We start from the raw sequence: 20,898 nt of genomic DNA, 5'->3' as shown, positions 1-20,898 counted from the left end.
GGCGTGCCCTAATCATCGAGCACCCATGTGTCCTTGGTACCGCCGCCTTGCGACGAATTAACCACCAGGCTGCCCTTCTTGAGCGCCACGCGGGTCAGGCCGCCTGGCACGAGATCAATCTTGTCCGGCGAGACCAGCACGTAGGGGCGCAGATCGACATGGCGGGGAGCCAGCCCCTGCTTCGTCAGGATCGGGCAGGTCGACAGCGAAAGCGTCGGCTGGGCGATGTAGTTGTGCGGGTTCGCGGTGAGCTTGGCGCGGAAGTCGCGCAACTCCTTCTTCGACGCGGTCGGCCCGATCAGCATGCCGTAGCCGCCCGATCCGTGCACTTCCTTCACCACCAGCTCGGCGAGATTGTCGAGCACGTATTTGAGACTGTCTTCCTCCGAGCAGCGCCAGGTCTCGACATTCTTCAACAGCGGCTTCTGGCCGGTGTAGAATTCGACGATTTCGGGCATGTAGCTGTAGATCGCCTTGTCGTCGGCGATCCCGGTGCCCGGCGCATTCGCGATGGTCAGCCGACCGGCGCGATAGACATCCATGATGCCCGCCACCCCCAGCATCGAATCCGAATTGAACGTGAGCGGGTCGAGGAATTCGTCGTCGACCCGGCGGTAGAGCACGTCGATCGAGCGCCAACCGCGGGTCGTGCGCATTGCGATCCGCCCGTCGACCACGCGCAAATCGCTGCCCTCGACGAGTTCGGCGCCCATCTGGTCGGCGAGGAAGGCGTGTTCGTAAAACGCCGAATTGTAGATCCCCGGCGTCAGCACACCGATCACCGGACGGCGATCCAGGCCCGACGGCGCACAGGCGGCGAGGCTCTTGGCCAGGCGGCGCGGATAGTCCGATACCGACCGCACACCGACGCGGGTGAACAGCTCGGGGAACATCGCCATCATCGTTTCGCGATTTTCGAGCATGTAGGACACGCCTGACGGGGTGCGGGCATTGTCTTCGAGCACGAAGAATTCATCGGGCCCCGTGCGCACCAGATCTGTGCCGACGATATGGGTGTATATCCCGCCAGGCGGCGTGAAGCCGACCATTTCGGGCAGGAACGCCTCGTTGTCGCGGATCAGGCGTTGCGGCAGGATCCCGGCGCGCACGATCTCCTGCTTGTGATACATGTCGTGCATGAAGGCATTGAGCGCGCGGACGCGTTGATCGATGCCCTTCTCAAGCTTGCGCCACTCACGCCCGGCGATGATCCGCGGCACCATATCGAACGGGATCAGCCGCTCCTCGGCTGCATCCTCGCCATAGACGTTGAAGGTGATCCCGGTCTTGCGGAAGAGCGTTTCGGCTTCCTTGGCCTTTTTGCGCAACCAGCTGGCATCCTGCTGCCAGAACCATTTGTCGTAATCCGCATAGGGTTCGCGCACATCGCCATCGGGCTCGCGCATCTCGTCGAAATGGATGTTTTCGCTCATGCCGGGCCGGCCCCGGCGGGATCGCCATCAAGTTCGGCGGCAATCGCTTCGATCGAATCCGTTTCGTAGCAGAAGCCCATATGCGAGCAGCGCAGCGCCACTTCGCGATCGCGCTCCTCGGGCTGGCCGCGCGCACAACTGGCATGGATGATGCCGTCCTTCGGGCTCCATAGCGCAACCGTTTCGACCGGCGGCTTGGCGTGGACATCGGCCTCGATCGGCGGGTTGGAAACTGAATGGCCGGTCACCAGCGGATAGATCCGCCAAAGATTGTTGTTGCGCGGATCGCCGGAGAACGGCGAACCCAGCGTGATCACCTTGGCAACCTTGTCAGGGTGTCGCTTGGCCAGCTCGCGGGCGTAGATTCCGCCCAGGCTCCAGCCAACCAGATAGATCGGCTCGTTCTTCTTGGCGTGAACCCGCTCGAGCCGCCGTTCGAGCTTGTCGAACAATTCGGGCGACGGTCCGAAATTGTAGCCCATGCCCCACCGCTTCACCCGGTGTCCGGCACGCTCAAGCTGCTGCGCCATATAGCGCATCCGCCAGGGATGCGCGCCGAAGCCGGGGATCAGCATCACCCGCTTGGGCGTGGCTGCGGGCTTGATATCGGGTTCCGAACGCGCGCGTTTGATCGGCTCGAGCAAATAGTTGAACTCTGACAGGAAGCGCCGCAGCGGCGGCTTGCGCAGTTTGCTGACGTCGTAAGGTTCGCGCGCCAGCTCGATCCGGCGCGATGCCTCGTCCGCGAAAGCGCGCAGCTTCGATGAGCCACTATCTTCGGTTTGTGCCGCCGCCATTCGCGCCGTTTCGATGCCCCGTCTTTTTATGCTTCTGTCATTCGAACGCCGGGGCGCGCTTTAGTTTCCAATTAAACCGTCAGCGCGTTTCTGGCGATCTTCCTAGCCCGGGCAGTCGCCGATGCGCTCCTGCTTCATCTTGGTCGTCATCAGCACCTTCTGGCCGCCCGGCCCGGTCGCTTCCACTTTCATCGTCATGTCCGACGAAGTCTTGGTGCCGACGCCCGTGATTTCCATGCGCGCCTTGCCTTCACCGGCCTTTTCGCAAAGCATCACCGCGTCGATTTTGCCACCGTCGGCCTCGAACTTGTCGAACGAGCAATCGTCGTTCTGCTGACCCTCGCGGATCATGTCCTCGAAACCCTTTTCGGCATCTTCGTCGCTAAGGCAGAACTCTCTCGTCTCCTTGCCTTTGCCGCTCTGCTGCTTGATCAATTCCTGCATCTCGGGCGGCGCATCAGGCATTTCGAATTCGACGAGTTCGATTTCGGCGCGGTACTGGCCGGGCTCGGGCTTGATCATTTCGTCGGCGGACTTCCTGGCCGCCTCTTCCATGCTGACCTTGCCGTCCCCATCGGTGTCGGCATCGGAGCTGCCACAGGCCGCGAGGGCAAGGCAGGCCGTGGCCATGATCAGTTCGCGACGCATCTATTTTCTCCCTATTCGATTCGCCCGCGAAGCTAGCAGGCAGAGCGCAATCCTCAAGCGCGTTGCAGCCGCGCAAGATGTTCCCCATATGTGCGCGCATGGCCGAACTGGTAATCAGACGCGGGTTGGAAGAACCGGACACGACCGGCGCTTTCGTCCCCCACAAGCCCGCCCGTCCCGAGAAATCGATGCCGGGCAAGAAGTTCGAGCTCGTCTCGGACTATACCCCCGCAGGCGACCAGCCGACCGCGATCGCCGAACTGGTCGGGGGCATCCGGGGCGACGAGAAGAGCCAGGTGCTCCTCGGCGTCACGGGTTCGGGCAAGACCTTCACCATGGCCAAGGTGATCGAGGAAACCCAGCGCCCCGCGCTGATCCTCGCGCCCAACAAGATTCTCGCCGCGCAGCTCTATGGCGAGTTCAAGAGCTTCTTCCCCAACAACGCGGTCGAGTATTTCGTCAGCTACTACGACTACTACCAGCCCGAAGCCTACGTGCCGCGGTCGGACACCTATATCGAGAAGGAAAGCTCGGTGAACGAGGCGATCGACCGGATGCGCCATTCGGCCACGCGCGCGCTGCTCGAACGCGACGACGTGATCATCGTCGCCTCGGTCTCGTGCCTCTACGGCATCGGTTCGGTCGAAACCTATTCGGCGATGATCTTCGACATCAAGACAGGCGAGACGGTCGACCAGCGCGAGCTGATCCGCAAGCTCGTCGCGCTGCAATACAAGCGCAACGATGCCGCCTTTGCGCGCGGCAATTTCCGGGTGCGCGGCGACAATCTGGAAATCTTCCCCTCGCATTATGAGGACATGGCCTGGCGGATCAGCTTCTTCGGTGACGATATCGAGGAAATCAGCGAATTCGATCCGCTCACCGGCAAGAAGGGGCAAAGCCTCGACAAGGTGCGGATCTACGCTAATTCGCACTACGTCACGCCCGGTCCGACGATGAAGCAGGCAAGCGAGGCGATCCGCTTCGAACTTGCCGAGCGATTGAAGGAGCTGGAAGCCGAGGGCAAACTGCTCGAGCACCAGCGGCTGGAGCAGCGGACCAATTTCGACCTCGAAATGATCGCAGCGACCGGCTCCTGCGCGGGGATCGAGAACTATTCGCGCTTCCTCACCGGGCGCCTGCCCGGCGAACCGCCGCCCACCCTGTTCGAATATCTGCCCGAAAACGCGCTGCTGTTCGTCGATGAAAGCCACCAGACCGTGCCGCAGGTCGGCGCGATGGCGCGCGGAGACCATCGTCGCAAGCTGACGCTGGCCGAATATGGCTTCCGCCTGCCCAGCTGTATCGACAACCGCCCGCTGCGCTTCAACGAATGGGACGCGATGCGCCCGCAGACGGTCGCCGTCTCGGCCACGCCCGGCTCGTGGGAGATGGAGGAAACCGGCGGCGTGTTCGCCGAGCAGGTGATCCGTCCCACCGGCCTGATCGATCCGCCAGTCGATATCCGCCCCGTCGAGGATCAGGTGCAGGATTGTATCGAGGAGTGCAAGAAAACCGCCGCCAATGGCTATCGCACGCTCGTCACTACGCTGACCAAGCGGATGGCCGAAGACCTGACCGAGTTCATGCACGAAGCGGGAGTCAGGGTCCGCTACATGCACTCCGACGTCGAGACGCTCGAACGGATCGAGCTGATCCGCGACCTGCGGCTGGGCGTGTACGACGTGCTTGTGGGCATCAACCTGCTGCGCGAAGGGCTCGACATTCCCGAATGCGGGCTGGTCGCGATTTTGGATGCGGACAAGGAAGGCTTCCTGCGCTCCGAAACCTCGCTCATCCAGACCATCGGCCGCGCCGCGCGCAACGTCGATGGCCGCGTGATCCTCTATGCCGACCGGATCACCGGATCGATGGAACGCGCGATGGCGGAGACCGACCGCCGGCGCGAGAAACAGCGCGCCTACAATGAGGAACACGGGATCACCCCGCAGACCATCAAGCGCGCGATCGCCGACATCACGGCCCATGCGACCAAGGAAGAGAACGGCCCCGCCGAAGAGGTCGAGAGCATGGCCGGCCACAATCTGCGCGCCTATATCGAGGACCTCGAAAAGAAGATGCGCGCCGCTGCCGCCGACCTAGAATTCGAGGAAGCCGGCCGCCTCCGCGACGAAATCCGCAAGCTCGAAAACGACGAGCTCGGCCTCGGCGACGGAGAGAAGAAAGCCCCGCGCGTGGGCCGCAGCGATGCGGGCCGCCCGGGCACGCGCAAGACGCGCTATGGCAAGACGCAGAGGAAGTGGAAGCCATGACCCTCGCCCCCATCGAGCCCGGCACGTGCCGCACGCTGGTCGATTTCAGCGACCCGGACGAATTCGCGCGCTGGGAGGTCGTCAATGACGGCGTGATGGGTGGGATTTCCAAAGGCCATATCGAGCAGGGCGACGATGCGCTGGCCTTTACTGGCACCCTCAATACCAACGGCGGCGGGTTCACCTCGCTGCGACGCGAATTGTCCCGAGGCGCGATGGCCGGAGCGCGGACGCTGCGCTTCGTCTATTCGGGCGATGGTCGGACCTATGAGGCCACCTTGCGCTCCAATGCCAGGGAGCGCGGACGGCGCATCGCCTATCGCGCGCCCCTGACGACCGAAGAGAGCGAAGGCGACTGGTCCGTCGCCGTGATCGACCTTGCCGATCTGGAAACCTCGCTGTTCGGGAAGGACGTCGACGCACCTGCCTTCGCCACAGAAGAAGCTCACAGCATCGGCCTCATCATTGCCGATGGAATAGATGGCGATTTCGTGATGCGGCTCCAGCGGATTGAAGCCTGCGCCTGACGCTTCCCGCGCATTTACCCGGCCGCGATCGGCTGGCATAGCACCGGCATGACCTTTCGCACCCTCAGTCACCTTGCTGGCGCGATGGCGCTGGCCATCGCCCTCCCCACTGCCGCTACCGCACAGGACACGGCAGACACCGGAAAATCGGCAGCCCCCGCGAAGCTCGATCCGCAGGTTCGCACCCGCGACCTGACCGGCACATTCGGCGGGCAGCGGATCGGTTACACCGCGACGATGGCGGAAACCGTACTGACCGATGACGAGGGCAAGCCCGAAGCGGTGATCGTCACCACCAGCTACGTGAAGAACCCGCGCGACACATCTCGTCCCGTGTTCTTCATCTACAATGGTGGGCCGGGTTCCGGCTCGGTCTGGTTGCAGATGGGGGCGTTCGGGCCGAAGCGGGTCGCGATTCCTTCAGACGCGACGGACGATGGCGCGCCGCCCTACCCGATCCTCGACAATCCGGACTCGCTGCTCGACGTCGCGGACCTCGTCTTCATCGATCCGCCGGGCACGGGCTTCAGCTACCTGACCGAAAACACCGATCCAGAGGACTATTACGGGCTCGAGCAGGACGCGCGCGCGGTCGCCACGGTGATCCGCCGCTGGATCAACGACAATAACCGGTGGAACAGCCCCAAATATCTCGGCGGCGAAAGCTACGGCACGACCCGCACCGCGATGGTGGTGCGCGAGCTGGAGGGGGCGACCTACAATGACGTAGGTCTCAACGGGCTGATCCTGATCTCGACCATCCTCGATTTCGCCGCGCGCGAGCCGACGCCGGGCAACGAAATGGCCTATGTGATGGCGCTGCCCAACATGGCGACCGCTGCTTACTACCACGGCAAGGCTCAGGCCCCGTCGGTGGAGGCGATTGCCGAACAAGCGCGCCGCTTCGCGATCGGGCCTTACGCCACGGCGCTGATGGAGGGGCAGGACCTGCCTGCCGCCGAGCGTGCGAGCGTGCGCGCCGAGCTTTCCCGGCTGACCGGCCTGTCCGAAACCTTCCTCGACAATGCCGAGCTGCGGGTAACCGACCAGCGCTTCTACAAGGAACTGCTCCGCGACCGGGGGCTGACTATCGGACGGCTCGACAGCCGCTACACCGGCCGCGACTACGACAATGCGGGCGAGTACCCGGACAACGACCCCAGCTTCTACGGCATCGACGCGGGCTACACCGCCGCGATCAATGCCTGGTCGCGCGGTACCCTCGGCTTCGAGACGGATCGCGAATACCAGGCGATCGGCAGCGATCCGGGCCGCAGCTGGGACTGGTCGCTGTCGGGACGCGGACGCGGTGCCTATCTCAACGTCGCGCCCTTCATCGGGCAGGCGATGCGCCAGAACTCCCAGCTGCGCACCTTCGTGGGCCAAGGCTACTACGATTTCGCCACGCCCTTCTTCGGCGCGGAATATTCGCTCAAGCGCATCGGCATCCCGCAGGAGCGGGTCGAATTCCATTATTACGATGCGGGCCACATGATGTATATTCGTGACGAGGACCGGACGAAGCTCTCCGCCGATATCCGTGCCTTCATCCGCAACCGCTGACGGAGATTATGATGCGCAGCGCCATTCTAGCCACGGCCATGCTGGCCCTCACCGCATGCTCGGGCAATGAACCGGCGGATGATGGCGAGCGGGCAAATCTCGTCGAGGCGCAGCCGGCCTTCGATCCGGGCGTCGACAGCGAAAGCGAGCGTGGCGAGGACGGGCGGCGCTGGTCCTACAAGACCGCATCGCAATCCGCACTCTACGGTCCGCCCGACGAAAACGGCATGCTGACCCTGCGCTGCGATAGCAGGGGCGACGACGACGAGACGGCCGAGGAGAGCGGCAAGACGGTGCTGTTCAACTGGATCACGCCCGGCGCGGTGGCGGGCGAGGAACGCGTGCTCGAACTGCGCTCCGGCGGCGCGACCGAGCGCGCCGAGGTTACCGGCATCGAAAGCGATCTGGGCGGAGGTGCGATGTGGCAGGCGCGGCTCGACCCTGAGGCAACGCAGGCGGGCCTGCTGCTCGAAACCGAATACCCGATCAGCCTGAGGCTCGACGATGGAGCGGAGTATTCCCTGCGTGTGCCCGCGACCGAGCAGTTGCGCCAGGTGATCCGCGATTGTCGCGCACCGGGGAAAGCCGGGGAGTGACACTTTCCTCGCATGGGCCGAGCGCCTAATCCGCCTGCCAGATGAAGCGCTCGCTCCTTTCCGTCCTGCTGGTGCCGCTGGCCGCGTGTTCGAATTCCGCGCCGGACGAAACCGATGCCGCCTACGCCGCGCGCGTGCCGATGGAAACCCGCGTGCCTTCGCCGAGGCCTGCGCCGCCCGCACCCGAACAGCCCGACGATGCGGAGTGGCGCGAAGGCGCAAACGGGATCGTCACCTTCGGTGTCGAAGGATCGACCCCGCTCCTGTCGCTGGCCTGCGAAGACGGCGCGCTGGGCGCCAAGCGGATCGCGATCACACGCCATTTCCCCGCGCCCGATGGCACGGGCGCTCTGCTGGCGCTGGTCGGCAATCTGCGGCTGCGCATCCCGGTCGATGCCGAGCCGCCCGCACGCTGGATCGGGAGTCTCGATGCGCATGACGAACGCTGGCGCATCCTCGACGATCGATTCACGGCGACGCTGCCCGGTGGCGGAATGCTGCGACTACCCGCGAGCCCCCTGACCCGCGCTTTGCGCACCGAGTGCCGCGCACGTGCTGAAACGCCCGGAGATATGTCCGAGAGCGTGACGCCCGTTCCCGAAACCTGATTGCCGCCCTCCGCAGGGAGGCAGGGAGGAAGGCGAACCAGTCAGAGCTTGCCGAATTTCGCTTCGTAAGCCGCGCGATCGCCGGTTTCGAGCAGCTTCGCCTGCTCGACCCAATTGTCGCGCCGGATGCGCCCCTGGAAGCGCGGTTCGAGCTGCGCGTCGATGCGGTCGACATCCTCTTCGGTCCACGCCGCGACCTGCGCGATCGAGGTGACGCCAAGCTCGGCGAGGCGGGTCCGGAGTTTCGGGCCCACGCCCTTGATCGTCTTGAGCGCGTCGGGATCCGCCGGGGTCGCCGTCGCCGCTGCGGGCACCGGTTCGGGCGCGACGGGAGGCGCATCCGCAGTCTGGGGCGTGGTCGCCGCGGCGGCGGCCGAGGCTTCCACCTTGTCCTCGGCATTGTCGGTTTCGACCTTGTCCTCGCCACCTGCGGCAGAGACGGCCACTCCGGCCCCGGCGAGCGAATCCATCGCGGCGGCTGGCGGCGCGTCGATCAGGGCCTGGTTGCGATTGGCCGGCGCTGCACCTTCGTCGAGCACATCGGGAGAGACATGCCGTTCGCGCTCGGGCTTCTTGCGCCCGAACAGCCACCAGGCGACGAACAGCCCCAGCAACACCGCGAGCACCAGTGCCAGCCAATGCGTTTGAATGAGTTCAGCCATCGGATGTATTCCTGTTCCAGAGTGCGAAGCCCGCGCCGAAACCGATCGCATAGGCAATCAGCGCGAGGATCATGATTTCGACGATCAAAGGCATCAGCCGGCTCCCGGCGCATCGACTGCCGTGGGCACCAGCGGCGCCTTTTGCAGCAGCTTGAATTCGATCCGGCGATTGGCCGGATCGGCGGGGTCCAGCCCTTCCATGGGCTTTGTCGAGCCCATCCCTTCGATCACGAAATCGTCTGCGGGGATGCCGCGCTGCGCCAGTGCCTGGCGGACGCGTTCGGCGCGCTGTTCGGACAGGGCGCGATTGGCCACCGGATCGCCATTGTCGTCGGTATGGCCGATAATCGCGATGAGGCCGCCGACGCAGGGCCGCAAGGCCTCGGCCACTTCATCGAGCAGGGCCGCGCTGGTGGGATCGAGCCTTGCGCTCGCCTCGTCGAAACGGATCGAGCGCGACTTGAGGATCGCCGCAATCCGGCGTTCGCAAAAGAGCGGGTCTTCGGCTGCAGCCCGATCGATCTGGAGCCGCTCCTCGCGCGCCCAGTGCACGCCGCCGACACCGGGCAACATGTCGATCTTGCGCGCGATGTCGAGCCGCTCGTCCGGCATGAGCGATCGGCCGCCGGACAATTCGGGGTGACGCGAATAATTACCGTTGCGCGTGTGGAATTCGACCGCGATCCGCTTCTTGGCGAGCGCATCGGCCTCGCTTTCCATCTGCGCGATGAAATCCGGCGAAAGCGCAGCATGGCTGGCAGCGGCAATGCCCAGCACGGCGAGTGCACCGGCGGCGACGAAGAGCGGGCGGGAATCCATCGCCTGTTGCGATAGCCGCCCAGCCCGTTCGCCTCAATGCCCTCGATAAAGGCTTATTCGGTTGCGGTGCTGGCTTCGACCAGCTTTACGAATTCGGCGCGGTAATAATCGTTCTGTGGACCGACCAGGGATGCGATCCGATCGGGACCGAAATCGCCGAGCAGATCGTCGCCGCGCAGATATTGCCCGAACGCGGCAACTCCGGCCACGAACGCGAAATCGCCGCGCAAAGGCTTGGCCGCCGCCAACATCGAAGCCGGCACCGCGCGTTCGACCAGCGTGGACTCATCGCCATCGGGCAGTTTGTAGCGCAGCTTGATATAGGCCATTTCGCTGCCCGAACCCGATGCGGACGGGGCGCGATTGCCGTCATAGCGTCGCTCGGCGATCCAGCCATCCTTGTCGGCAGGCACGATCTCGTAGAGCGCGGTAACCTGGTGGCTGGCCCCGATTTCGCCGGCATCGACCTTGTCGTTTTCGAAGTCCTGCTCGCGCAGGGCGCGGTTCTCATACCCGATCAGGCGATATTGCTTGACGTATTTCGGATTGAATTCGATCTGGATCTTCACGTCCTTGGCGATCGTGAACAGGGTCGAGCTCATCTCCTCGCCCAGCACCTTGCGGGCCTCGAGCGCGCTGTCGATGTAGGAGTAGTTGCCGTTCCCCTTGTTGGCGACCTGCTCCATCACCGCCTCGTTGTAATTGCCGGTGCCGAAACCGAGCACCGAAAGCGTCACGCCCGTGTCGCGTTCCTTTTCGATGCGCTCGATCAGCGAATCGCCAGTGATGCCGACATTGAAATCGCCATCGGTGCCGATGATCACGCGATTGACCCCGCCCTCGATGAAATTGTCGCGCGCGATCTGGTAGGCGAGCTGGAGTCCGGCCCCTCCTGCGGTGGAACCGCCGGCCGAGAGCATGTCCAAGGCGCGCTTGATCTCACCCGCGTCGTTGGTCGGCTGGAGCACCAACCCTGCCGCGCCCGCATAGACGACGATCGAGACGAGATCCTCCTCGCCGAGATTGTCGACCAGGCCTTTGAGCGCAGTCTGGAGCAATGGTAGCTTGTCCGGCGAGCCCATAGAGCCCGAGACATCGAGCAGGAAGACCAGATTGGCCGCCGGGCGCTCCTCACGCGGAATGTCATACCCCTGCAGGCCGATCCGCAGCAGGCGGGTGTCGCGGTTCCATGGCGTCACACCCACATCGGTCGCGACCGAGAAAGGGGTCGAGCGGTCCTGTGGCTTCCCGTAATCGTAACGGAAGTAATTGATGAATTCTTCGGTCCGTACCGCCGCTTCGGGCGGACGCTGACCGTCGCGCAGGAAACGCCGCATATTGGCGTAGGCGCCGGTATCGACATCGACCGAGAACGTGGAGACCGGCTCGTCTGCCACGCGCTTCACCGGCGATACTTCCTTCCCGTCATATTGCTCGCGGCCCGGATCGGTTGGCACGATCACCGGCGGTACGCTCGTCGCCAGAGTCGTCGGAGCGGCCATCCGCGCTGGAGGGGGCGGTGGTGGCGGAGGTGGCGGGGGAGAAGGAGCCACTTCTCCGCTGTCGCTTGTACTGGCTCCGGTCGTGTCGATCGTATCGCCACTGGTCGCGCATCCGGCCAGCAAGGCAACCGCCACCCCGGTCATCGCGTATTTCGCCAATCTCGTCATCAGTCCCGCTCCTCTTTCCGTCGTTCTCCCGCAACGGACGCGAAGCTCGACGGACTCCGGTGAACCGGTTCTGAATGTCGGCGAGACGTTATTCGCCCTCGATCTGAGGCGCGATGTTCTTGCGGAAGAGCATGCGGTCATCCTCGGTGAAGCCACGTTTCCATACCACCCAGGCATAGACGCCGAGCACCGCCGGAATTCCGAACACCAATTGCGTCCACTCGGGCAATTGCATGAAGATCCAGCCCACCAGCACTGCGGGTGCGGCGGCGTAAACCAAAGCCCAGCGGAAATTGTTCACCGAATGGCCGAGAATGCGCGAGAGGACATAGCCCTTGGCGAGCGAGGCGAAGACCAGCGCAATGAACAGCGCGCAAGCCGCCGCCGCTGCCAGCACCCCGTCGGGCATGTCATATTGCCGCCCGATCACCATGAAGGTGATCGTCAGCGCGGCCTGCAACCCGATCGTCGTCACCGACAGCCACAGATTGCGAACCCGCGCGACATAGACCAGCGCGGCCTCCGAAGTGACGGCCAGTGCCGCGGCGACTTCGGCCGCCAGCAGGAAAGCGAGCGCGCCGGTGCCGAAGGGGAAATCGTTGCCGACCAGCCGCATCAGCGAGTCCCCGGCAAGGCCGAGCGTGAGCGCGATCCCCGCCTGCGCGGCGACGATCCAGAATGCGACCTGGCGGATCTGCTTGGCGATCCGGCCCCAATCCTTGTCCTTCACCGCCTTGGTGATGACCGGGCCGAGCACCGGATCGAAGCTCTGCTTCAGCTTCTGCGGCAGCGAGGCGATCTGCTGCGCGACATAGTAGATGCCCACCGCCGAGGGAGCCGCGAACAGGCCGAGGATGAACAGGTCGAGCCGCCTTGTGCCCCATTCGATCGCATCGGCCCCGGCCAGCGGCAGGCCCCGGATCACGATCAGCCCCATGACGCGCGGGCTCGGGTCCCACCCGCGCGGAAGGCCATAGGTCTTGAGGAAAGCGACCAATGCCACGATCAGCGCGGCATAGACGCTGGCGAGGAAGGACAGCATTAGCCCCTCGTCGCGGATGTAGTAGAACAGGACGAAAGCCGCGATCGAGAGTACCCAGGGCTCTACCACCGCACGCGATCGTACGGTGGTGGCGATATCGAATTTGTAGGCCTGCGCGGCGAGCAGGATCTCGGTCAGCGCGACCGCAGGAATCGCCAGCACCACCAGCCGATCGACCTGGCTGTAATCGCCGGACGGGAACATCGGCCCGGGCACCAGCCACAGGAAGCCTGCGAATATCGACGAGACGATCAGGCTCAGCAGCAGTCCGTCATAAACCACGTTTGCGTCCGGCCCTTCGCCATTGGTGAGCCGCGCGGCGAGCCCGCGCTTTTCGCCCATCGTAGCGAGCATCGCGGCGAACTCGGCCAGCACCAGCGCGGAGGCGAAGCGGCCCAGTTCCTCCGCACCGTACATCCGGCCGGCGATGAAGAGGAACGGGATACGCGCGACGAGACGCAGCACGAAGCCGAAGAAATTGGTTCGCCCGCCCTTGGCGAGCGCGGTCATTTCGTCGCGCCCTTCCGCCTCTTCGGGCGGATGTTCAGGGGGGAGACCGCTCATTCTTCCACTTCGGCCTTGAGCGGGCGAGCGAGAATATCGGACACGACTTCGCGCGCCGGGGCCTCGCCCGACAGAATACGGACGACGGCGTGGACGATCGGCATGTCGATGCCGTCACGCTCCGCCAGTTCGTGGAGCACAGGGGCGGTGTGGCTGCCTTCGGCCACCGAATTCTTGCCCGAGAGCGCTTCGGCCGCGCTCATTCCCTCGCCAAGCGCCTTGCCGAGCGAGTAATTACGGCTGGAGGTAGAGGAGCAGGTCAGCACCAGATCGCCCAGCCCGCACAATCCGGCCAGCGTATCGCGATCGGCCCCGCGCGCTACGCCGAAACGCATCATTTCGGCATAGCCGCGCGCGATCAGCGCGGCGCGGGCGTTCTGGCCCAGCGCCAGCCCGTCGACCACGCCGCAAGCGATCGCGAGCACGTTCTTGACCGCGCCGCCGATCTCCGCGCCGACGACATCGTCGGAATAATACGGCCGGAAATGCGGTCGCGCGACGGTCTGCTTGAGGCGGTCCCATTGTGCGCGCCCGCCGGCACAGGCGAGCGTAACCGCGGTGGGCAAGCCGTCGGCGACTTCATGCGCGAAAGTCGGCCCGGAAAGAACCGCCAGTTCGCTCTGTGGCGCGGCTTCGGAAGCGACATCGGCCATCAACCGGCCCGAGCCGCGCTCGATCCCTTTCGAGCATAGCAGCAGGTCGCGCGGGGAATGTCCGAGGCCAGCAAGCACCGTGCCGAGATGCTGCGCCGGCGTGACCACCAGCACGGTATCGAGTGTGGCGACATCGGCGATATCGGTGGTTGCGCGGATCGTTTTGTGAAGGTCCGCAGACGGCAGATATAGCGAATTGGTGCGCGCGGTGTTGATCTCGTCGACCAGTTCCGCCTCGCGCGCCCACAGCACGACATCGCTGCCATCGCTCGCCATTGCCTGCGCCAGGGCCGTGCCCCACGCGCCTGCGCCGATTACGCCGATCGTCATGCCTTCACCCCTGCTCCCCTGGCCGCTTCAGCCTCCGGATCGAGCGGCCAGCGCGGGCGCGCCGCCACGTCGAGCGGATCGGACTGGCCGAGCGGCAACCGCTCGATTCCCGCCCATGCGATCATTGCAGCGTTGTCGGTACACAGCGGCAAGGGCGGAGCGACGAACCGCATACCGTTTTCTTCCGCCAGCGTTTCGAGCGCGCCGCGCACCGCCTTGTTGGCCGCGACGCCCCCGGCCACGACCAGCGCGGGCGGCGTGTCGATCTTGCCCAGCGCATGCCTGGTGCGATCGATCAGGCAGTCGATCGCCGCCTGCTGGAAGCTCGCGGCGATGTCGGCATCGGCATAGTCGCCGCTTTCCTTGGCGCGCAGCACCGCGCTCTTGAGCCCGGCGAAGCTGAAATGCGGTTCCTTGCTGCCCACCAGCGGGCGCGGCAGCGGGACGGCGTTCGCATCGCCTTCGCGCGCGAGCTTTTCCACTGCCGGGCCGCCCGGATAGCCGAGGCCGAGCAGCTTGGCGGTCTTGTCGAAGGCTTCCCCCAGCGCGTCGTCGATGGTGGTCCCGAGACGGCGATATTCGCCGACGCCCTCGACCAGGAGCAATTGGCAGTGCCCGCCCGACACGAGCAGCAGGAGGTAGGGATAGCCTAGATCCGGATCGGCCAGACGGGGGCTCAGCGCGTGGCCTTCGAGGTGGTTGATCGCGAGCAATGGCTTGCCGCTCGCCATCGCCAGCGCTTTGGCGCTCACCAATCCGACCATCACGCCACCGATCAGCCCCGGACCGGCGGTTGCGGCGATCGCGTCGCAATCGTCGAGCGTGAGATCGGCTTCCTCGAGCACCGCCGCGATCAGCGGGGCCAGCCGTTCGGCGTGCGCGCGCGCGGCGATCTCGGGCACGACGCCACCATAGGGCGCGTGTTCGGCCTCCTGCGAAGCGATCCGCTGCGCGAGGATACGACGTTCGCCGTCCACCAAGGCGGCGGCGGTTTCGTCGCAACTGCTTTCTATCCCGAGAACCAGCGGCATCGAGACTTTCCCTGACGGCTTTTCGCATTTAGCACAAGCATCGCCCATGACCGCTTCCACCGAACAACCCTTTCGTCTCGGAACGAGACGCTCGCCCCTCGCCCTCGTGCAGGCCAATGCCGCCCGCGATGCCCTGATCGCTGCCCACGGGTGGGACCCGGACGCGGTCGAGCTGGTCGAAGTCGTCGCGAGCGGAGACCGGATCAAGGATCGCCCGCTGGCCGAGATCGGCGGCAAGGCGCTGTGGACCAAGGAGCTCGACGCGCAATTGCTGGCTGGCGAGATCGACGCCGCCGTCCATTCGGCCAAGGATGTCGAGACCCTGCGCCCCGACGCGATCCATATCGCCGCCACGCTCGAACGTGCCGATGTGCGCGACGTGCTGGTGGGCGTTTCGACCATCGCCGCGCTGCCGCAAGGCGCGCGGATCGGGACCAGCGCGCCGCGCCGCGCGGCGCAGATGCTGCATGCGCGCCCCGATTGCTCGGTCGTCACCTTTCGCGGCAATGTCGCAACCCGTCTCGCGCGGCTGGCGGCGGGCGAAGCGGATGCCACTTTGCTCGCGGCAGCCGGGCTCGCGCGGCTCGGCGAAACGCATGTCGGCACGCCGCTGGCGAGCGAGGATTTCCTGCCCGCCCCGGCGCAGGGCATCATCGCGATCGAATGCCGCCGTGACGACGAACGCGCGCGCACCGCGCTCGCCGCGATCGACCACCGCGCGACGCACGAACAATTGCTGGCCGAGCGCGCCTTCCTCGAAGGGCTGGGCGGATCGTGTTCGAGCCCGATCGCCGTGCTGACCACAAGGGACGGCGATGCTTGGCATATGCGCGCCGCGATCTTCTCTCCCGACGGCGCTTTGCGACGCGATGGCGAAACGCAGTTTTCCGCCGATGACCTCGAGCCTGTCCGAGCGATGGCGCGCAGCCTGCTGAACGACGCGCCCGAGGCAATCGCCGCGCATTTCGATGGCCCTCCCGTATGACCCCGCTCGCGATCATCCGCCCGCAGCCCGCTGCCGCGCGCACCGCATCGCTGGCGCAGGAAACGGGGTTCGACGCGCACCCCCATCCGATGTTCGAACTGGGTGCGCTCGATTGGCAGGTTCCCGCGGGGCCGTTCGATGCCGTGCTGATATCGAGTGCCAATGCCTTGCGTTTCGGCGGTGACCAACTGGCCGGCCTGGTCGACCTGCCTGCTTATGTCGTCGGCGAACGCACCGCCCGGCAGGCGCGCGCGGCGGGCTTCGACGTAGTGGCCGAAGCGCCCGACGGGATCGCTTCGCTGGTCGAACGCTTCGCGTCCGGGCACACCAATATCCTGCGCCTCGTCGGCGCCGATCATATCGCGGTCGAGCCGCCCGAGGGCGTTCACCTACAAGCGGTCGCACTCTACGAAAGCCGTGCCCTACCGATGCCCGAGGACCTGGCCGAATTGCTGTGCGGCCCTTCGACCGTACTGCTGCATTCGGCCCGCGCGGCCGAGCATTTTGTGGAGCAATGCACTGCGATGGGTCTGGCTCGGCTCAATATCGCGCTGGCATGCCTTTCCCCCCGCATTGCCGAGGCGGCGGGTCGCGGGTGGCGCGCGATGGCAGTGCCCGACGAAACCGGGGACGCCGCTTTGCTGGAATGTGCGCGCCCTCTATGTCAGAGTCTGGGTTAGGTCAGAGTTTGGGCTAGATCAAAGTCCGGGCTCTTTCAAAGTCCGGGCAGGGTCCGACGAATAAAAGGAAAGCCGTTTGGCCGACGAAGTGTTCAATCGAATGAAGTCCCCCTCCGATGGCGGCGCACGGAAAACGAGCGCGCCAAAGAAAGGCCTGGGATGGCCGACGATCGCCGGTATCACGGCAGGTGCGTTCGTGGTCGGCATCCTGCTGATGATGTATCTGGTCAGCGGCGGCTATGTGGATATCCAGCGCTTCGGCGAGACCGAGCAACCGCAGCAGGTCGCAGGCACGCTGCCGGAGGAAGATGCCAAGGCCTCGCCCACGCCCACTCCGACCGAAACCGTAGAATCCTCGACTCCTGAGGAAAAGGTGGCCCAGGCTGTGGCGGCACCGATGGAACAGCGGCTCGCCGGCCTCGAAAGCCGGTTGAACGATCTCGACCTGAGGGCCCAGGCCGCGCGCGGCAATGCCGGACGCGCCGAAGGGCTGTTGGTGGCGTTTGCCACGCGCCGCGCGCTCGAACGCGGGGCCGATCTCGGCTACCTGCGCGACCAGTTGCGGCTGCGCTTCGAAGATGCCCAACCCAATGCCGTTGCCGCGGTGTTCGCGGTGGCCGACGATCCGGTGACGCTCGACGATCTGATCCGCCGGCTCGATGCGCTCGCGCCCCGGCTCGGCGACACCAGCGACCGGACGAGTGGATGGCGGCGCGTTCGCAACGAGTTCGCCTCCCTGTTCACGATCCGCCGCGCCGAAACGGCCAGCCCGCGCCCCGAACTGCGGATCGAACGCGCCCAGCAATTCCTTCAGGTCGGACGCATCGAGCCTGCGATCGAGGAAGTCTCGGCCCTGCCGAACGCCGATGCCGCGACCGACTGGCTGGCCGATGCTCGCCGTTTCCTGGCGGCCCAGCGCGCGCTCGAACGGCTTGAAATGGCCGCGATCCTCGAACCGCGCGCATTGCAGGATTCGCAAGGTCAACGGATCGACCAGCGCAGCGCCGCGAGCGAACCCGAGGACTGAGCGCCCTCGCGATCAGTCGCGCAGCAGTTCAGGCGTGTCGCCCGAGACTCCGCGTGCTTCGTCCATGAACCAGCGCTTCAATTCGGGCAGGCGCTGGACCGCGCCCATGCCGAACCGACGGATCGCCGAAGCGGCCTTGCCCGGAACGCCGAACAGGCGCGTGAGCCCGTCGGTCGCGAGGCTGACCGAGAATGCATCGAGCGAACGCCAGCGTTCGTAGCGCGCGAGCAATTGCTCGTCGCCCGGTTCGAGCCCGAGCCGCATGCCGTCCGAAATGACTTCGACCAGCGCGGCCGCATCGCGCAGGCCGAGATTGAGCCCCTGCCCCGCAATCGGGTGAATACCATGCGCGGCGTCGCCGATCAGCGTGAGCCGCGTGTCGGTAATCTGCGCGCCGTGCTGGAACCCCAGCGGCCACGCGGCACGCTCGGTGATTTCCTCGACCTTGCCGAAAATGCCGTGCATCCGCTTTTCGACTTCGGCTTCGAATGCACGCTTGCCGAGCTTGCGCACGCCGGGCGCGTCCTTCTCGTCCACGGTCCACACCAGCGCACTGCGGTGGCGGCCCTGCTCGTCGTCGAGCAGCGGGAGCAGCGCGAATGGCCCGGCGGGATAGAAGATTTCCCACGCGACCCCGCCATGCGGCTTCTCATGCGCGAGCACGGTGACGACCCCGGCGTGATCGTATTGCCAATGCGCGATGGGTAGCCCCGCCTCTTCGCGCGTGGGCGAGCGGCGACCTTCGGCGGCAACCATCAGCGATGCGGTCAATTCTCGCCCGTCGGCCAAGGTCACGCTGGCGCCAAACGCGTCGCGATGGCGGTCCACCACCTCGGCACCCGAATGCCAGTCGATCAGATCTTCCTCGCGCGCGGCATCGAACAGCGCGATCCTCAGATCGCGGTTGGCGTACATCCGCCCGAGCGTGCCTTCATGCGGTTCGGGCCGGAAATCGATCCGCCCGGGCTTCATTCCGTCGGTGACTGCGATGCTCTCGATCGGGCAGCCGAGCGGTTCGAGCCGTTCGGCAAGGCCGATATTGACGAACATGTTCCAGCTCGCCGTACTGATCGCGCTGGCGCGACCGTCGACACCTTCGGCTGTCAATTCCTCGGCCGTTGCGCGATCGACCACGTGGCTCGATATGCCCTTGCGCGCCGCAGCCAGCGCACACGTCATGCCGACGAGCCCGCCGCCGATGATGAGAAGGTCCTTGCGATCGCTCATTCGCCGTCGATCCCGCAGGTGTTGCCTTCACCCGGGTCGAGATCGAGGCAGCGTCCGTCGAATGCCCCACCGGGCACTTCGAGCCCGATCAGCGCAGAGAGCGTGGGTGCGATATCGACCGTTTCGACCGGCATGGGCTGCTCGAAACCGGCCCTGCCCGGACGATAAAACAGCAGCGGCACGCGGCGATCGTAGTCCCAAACCGAGCCATGCGTGGCGATATAGCCCTCGCTCGGCTCTATTACGCCCGAGACACCGCGCTTCAGCAGGATCGAAACGTCGCCCGACCGGCCCTTGCGCCAAGAAGCGCGGGCACGCTGGCGGATCGTCCAGTCCTGCACATTGACGTCGGGCATCGGCGTCGCCTGCATCTCGTCTTCGGTGAACACCGCTTCGATCTGCGGATGCTCGAGCAGAATTTCCTTGAGCGCCTTCAGCGCGCGCTTGCGATCGTCCCCCACAATGCGCGGATCGAGCGTAAACTCGCTGGCATAGGCGTAGCTCACGCGATCGGGGAACGTGATGCCGGCACGCTGGCGGATCTCGCCTTCGAGCATCTGCACGACTTCGCCCGGATCGAACCGCGCGGCACCCGGATCGGCCTGTTCATCGAGCCGCTCGGGTGCGTCCTGACCGCCATGGTCGGCGCTGAGCGCGACGACATAATCCACCCCGCGCGCGTCGAGATTGTCGAGGAAGGACGCGAGCATCCTGTCGAGCTCGCTCATCTGGAGGCACATTTCGAGGCCGTTATTGCCATACGCATGCCCGACATAGTCGGTCGCAGAGAGGCTGATCGCGAGAATATCGGTCGTCGCGCCCTGGCCGAGCTGGTAGTGATCGAGCTGTTCGAGCGCGACCGCCAGCGTCGCCCGGTCGGCACGCGGGCTGCGGCGCCAATCCCCTTCATTGCCCGGACGGACCGCCAGTTTTCCATCGCCGAAACCGATCGGCCCGGCGGTAAAGCGGCGCTCCACCCGGCGGCAGAAATCGGGAATGGTCGCGCCCATCACCGGGCCATCGCCATCGGCGATCTCCTTCGCGAAACGCGCATTGAGCGCATCGACCTTGGGATCGCCATCGCGATCGGCATGGGTGACATAGGCCTCGCCGTCCCACCACCATGATGCCGTGGTATCGGTGCCTCCGAGCATCATCGTTGCGCGGTCCTTGCTCGAGACCGCGACCGAACGAGTCGCCGGATCGGCATCGCGCATCCATTCGCCCAGCGTCGGGACGAGCAAATTGCGTGCAGACACCACCGGCTTGCGGCGCGAGCTGGCCGGATCGGTCGAATCCTCGGCGCAATAGACGACCTTGTCGGGCCGGTCGCTCGAGGTGTCGATCCAGTTGTTGGCTACGATCCCGGAGCGTGCTGGGCGCGCGCCGGTCAGCAGCGTCGAATGGCCGGGGCAGGTCTCGGTCGCGGCGTGTCCCTGGAAGGCCGAGGGGAACACGACCCCTTCGCTCAGCCGCGCGAGTCCGCCGGTGAAATGCGAGCGATATTGCGCGAACAGATCGGCCGAGAATTGGTCGACCGCGATCATCACCACCAGATCCGGAGTCTCGTTCTGCTCGAGTGCGCGCGTATCGACAGTGCGCGCCGGCGCGATCGACACAGGCGGCGCTTCGGCCGTCGCCTGTGCGCAGGCGCCGAGCGGCAGCGCGATCGTGGCAAGGGCGGCAAGGGAGACGAGACGACGCATATTCATCCTTCGCGTATTGAGTCTTCGCAATTGCAAGCGGGGGCGCAGGCGTCCATG

The 20,898-nt window shown here is 65.4% G+C and carries 19 protein-coding genes; 8 read left to right on the top strand and 11 right to left on the bottom strand.

Annotation, left to right across the window (positions count from 1 at the left end; genetic code table 11):
- Positions 1 to 8: 8 nt before the first annotated feature.
- The 3 genes from GRI68_RS00565 to GRI68_RS00555 all read right to left on the bottom strand — a co-directional run bounded on the left by GRI68_RS00565 (position 9) and on the right by GRI68_RS00555 (position 2,878).
- Positions 9 to 1,433, bottom strand: coding sequence for a circularly permuted type 2 ATP-grasp protein (locus GRI68_RS00565; RefSeq protein ID WP_160615208.1), 1,425 nt, complete (start codon positions 1,431 to 1,433; stop codon positions 9 to 11).
- Positions 1,430 to 2,230 carry an esterase/lipase family protein gene (locus tag GRI68_RS00560; RefSeq protein ID WP_160615207.1) on the bottom strand — a complete coding sequence of 267 codons (801 nt, stop codon included), beginning with the start codon at positions 2,228 to 2,230 and terminating at the stop codon, positions 1,430 to 1,432. The genes GRI68_RS00565 and GRI68_RS00560 overlap by 4 nt, the downstream gene beginning before the upstream one ends.
- Before the next feature lie 102 nt (positions 2,231 to 2,332).
- Positions 2,333 to 2,878 carry a DUF3617 domain-containing protein gene (locus tag GRI68_RS00555; RefSeq protein WP_160615206.1) on the bottom strand — a complete coding sequence of 182 codons (546 nt, stop codon included), beginning with the start codon at positions 2,876 to 2,878 and terminating at the stop codon, positions 2,333 to 2,335.
- Positions 2,879 to 2,976: 98 nt separating this feature from the next.
- Here GRI68_RS00555 and uvrB point away from each other — a divergent pair, with 98 nt between their 5' ends.
- The 5 genes from uvrB to GRI68_RS00530 are packed head-to-tail and all read left to right on the top strand — an operon-like array spanning position 2,977 to position 8,445.
- Positions 2,977 to 5,151 (top strand): excinuclease ABC subunit UvrB, encoded by a 2,175-nt coding sequence (gene uvrB / locus GRI68_RS00550; protein WP_160615205.1) that lies wholly within the window; start codon positions 2,977 to 2,979, stop codon positions 5,149 to 5,151.
- The gene (locus tag GRI68_RS00545; RefSeq protein ID WP_160615204.1) at positions 5,148 to 5,678 is read left to right on the top strand and encodes a CIA30 family protein; all 531 of its coding nucleotides are present in this window, start codon (positions 5,148 to 5,150) and stop codon (positions 5,676 to 5,678) included. The genes uvrB and GRI68_RS00545 overlap by 4 nt, the downstream gene beginning before the upstream one ends.
- A gap of 48 nt (positions 5,679 to 5,726) precedes the next feature.
- A complete protein-coding gene (locus GRI68_RS00540; RefSeq protein ID WP_160615203.1) occupies positions 5,727 to 7,241 on the top strand; it encodes a S10 family peptidase in 1,515 nt (504 codons plus the stop codon).
- 11 nt (positions 7,242 to 7,252) lie between these two features.
- A complete protein-coding gene (locus GRI68_RS00535) occupies positions 7,253 to 7,837 on the top strand; it encodes a hypothetical protein (protein WP_160615202.1) in 585 nt (194 codons plus the stop codon).
- Between the two features lie 41 nt (positions 7,838 to 7,878).
- A complete protein-coding gene (locus GRI68_RS00530; RefSeq protein ID WP_160615201.1) occupies positions 7,879 to 8,445 on the top strand; it encodes a hypothetical protein in 567 nt (188 codons plus the stop codon).
- Positions 8,446 to 8,486: 41 nt separating this feature from the next.
- On the opposite strand, the gene GRI68_RS00525 is transcribed toward GRI68_RS00530, so the two are convergent.
- The 6 genes from GRI68_RS00525 to tsaD all read right to left on the bottom strand — a co-directional run bounded on the left by GRI68_RS00525 (position 8,487) and on the right by tsaD (position 15,216).
- The gene (locus GRI68_RS00525) at positions 8,487 to 9,107 is read right to left on the bottom strand and encodes a hypothetical protein (protein ID WP_160615200.1); all 621 of its coding nucleotides are present in this window, start codon (positions 9,105 to 9,107) and stop codon (positions 8,487 to 8,489) included.
- Between the two features lie 93 nt (positions 9,108 to 9,200).
- A complete protein-coding gene (locus tag GRI68_RS00520; protein WP_160615199.1) occupies positions 9,201 to 9,926 on the bottom strand; it encodes an OmpA family protein in 726 nt (241 codons plus the stop codon).
- 53 nt (positions 9,927 to 9,979) lie between these two features.
- The gene (locus GRI68_RS00515) at positions 9,980 to 11,596 is read right to left on the bottom strand and encodes a vWA domain-containing protein (protein ID WP_160615198.1); all 1,617 of its coding nucleotides are present in this window, start codon (positions 11,594 to 11,596) and stop codon (positions 9,980 to 9,982) included.
- 88 nt (positions 11,597 to 11,684) lie between these two features.
- Positions 11,685 to 13,202 carry a lipopolysaccharide biosynthesis protein gene (locus GRI68_RS00510; RefSeq protein ID WP_234028671.1) on the bottom strand — a complete coding sequence of 506 codons (1,518 nt, stop codon included), beginning with the start codon at positions 13,200 to 13,202 and terminating at the stop codon, positions 11,685 to 11,687.
- The gene (locus GRI68_RS00505; RefSeq protein WP_160615197.1) at positions 13,199 to 14,185 is read right to left on the bottom strand and encodes an NAD(P)H-dependent glycerol-3-phosphate dehydrogenase; all 987 of its coding nucleotides are present in this window, start codon (positions 14,183 to 14,185) and stop codon (positions 13,199 to 13,201) included. Before GRI68_RS00505 ends, GRI68_RS00510 begins: the two co-directional genes overlap by 4 nt.
- On the bottom strand, positions 14,182 to 15,216 hold the full coding sequence (tsaD, locus tag GRI68_RS00500) for a tRNA (adenosine(37)-N6)-threonylcarbamoyltransferase complex transferase subunit TsaD (protein ID WP_160615196.1): 1,035 nt from the start codon (positions 15,214 to 15,216) through the stop codon (positions 14,182 to 14,184). Before tsaD ends, GRI68_RS00505 begins: the two co-directional genes overlap by 4 nt.
- 46 nt (positions 15,217 to 15,262) lie before the next feature.
- Between tsaD and hemC the strand changes: the two genes are divergently transcribed.
- The 3 genes from hemC (at position 15,263) to GRI68_RS00485 (ending at position 17,908) form a co-directional block, all read left to right on the top strand.
- The gene (gene hemC, locus GRI68_RS00495; RefSeq protein WP_160615195.1) at positions 15,263 to 16,201 is read left to right on the top strand and encodes a hydroxymethylbilane synthase; all 939 of its coding nucleotides are present in this window, start codon (positions 15,263 to 15,265) and stop codon (positions 16,199 to 16,201) included.
- Positions 16,198 to 16,881 carry a uroporphyrinogen-III synthase gene (locus GRI68_RS00490; protein ID WP_160615194.1) on the top strand — a complete coding sequence of 228 codons (684 nt, stop codon included), beginning with the start codon at positions 16,198 to 16,200 and terminating at the stop codon, positions 16,879 to 16,881. Before hemC ends, GRI68_RS00490 begins: the two co-directional genes overlap by 4 nt.
- 76 nt (positions 16,882 to 16,957) lie before the next feature.
- Positions 16,958 to 17,908 (top strand): hypothetical protein, encoded by a 951-nt coding sequence (locus GRI68_RS00485; RefSeq protein ID WP_160615193.1) that lies wholly within the window; start codon positions 16,958 to 16,960, stop codon positions 17,906 to 17,908.
- 12 nt (positions 17,909 to 17,920) lie between these two features.
- Here GRI68_RS00485 and GRI68_RS00480 read toward each other — a convergent pair whose 3' ends face one another.
- Both GRI68_RS00480 and GRI68_RS00475 read right to left on the bottom strand, forming a co-directional pair.
- Positions 17,921 to 19,135, bottom strand: a complete 1,215-nt coding sequence (locus GRI68_RS00480; protein WP_160615192.1) for a UbiH/UbiF/VisC/COQ6 family ubiquinone biosynthesis hydroxylase — start codon at positions 19,133 to 19,135, stop codon at positions 17,921 to 17,923.
- Positions 19,132 to 20,841: an alkaline phosphatase family protein gene (locus tag GRI68_RS00475; RefSeq protein ID WP_234028670.1), complete on the bottom strand. Its 1,710-nt coding sequence runs from the start codon at positions 20,839 to 20,841 to the stop codon at positions 19,132 to 19,134. The genes GRI68_RS00480 and GRI68_RS00475 overlap by 4 nt, the downstream gene beginning before the upstream one ends.
- Positions 20,842 to 20,898 lie beyond the last annotated feature (57 nt).

Source organism: Alteriqipengyuania halimionae (assembly GCF_009827575.1).
Classification (GTDB): domain Bacteria; phylum Pseudomonadota; class Alphaproteobacteria; order Sphingomonadales; family Sphingomonadaceae; genus Alteriqipengyuania_A; species Alteriqipengyuania_A halimionae.
The sequence above is the reverse complement of the archived record's forward strand: the minus strand, read 5'-3'. Positions and strand labels throughout refer to the sequence as shown.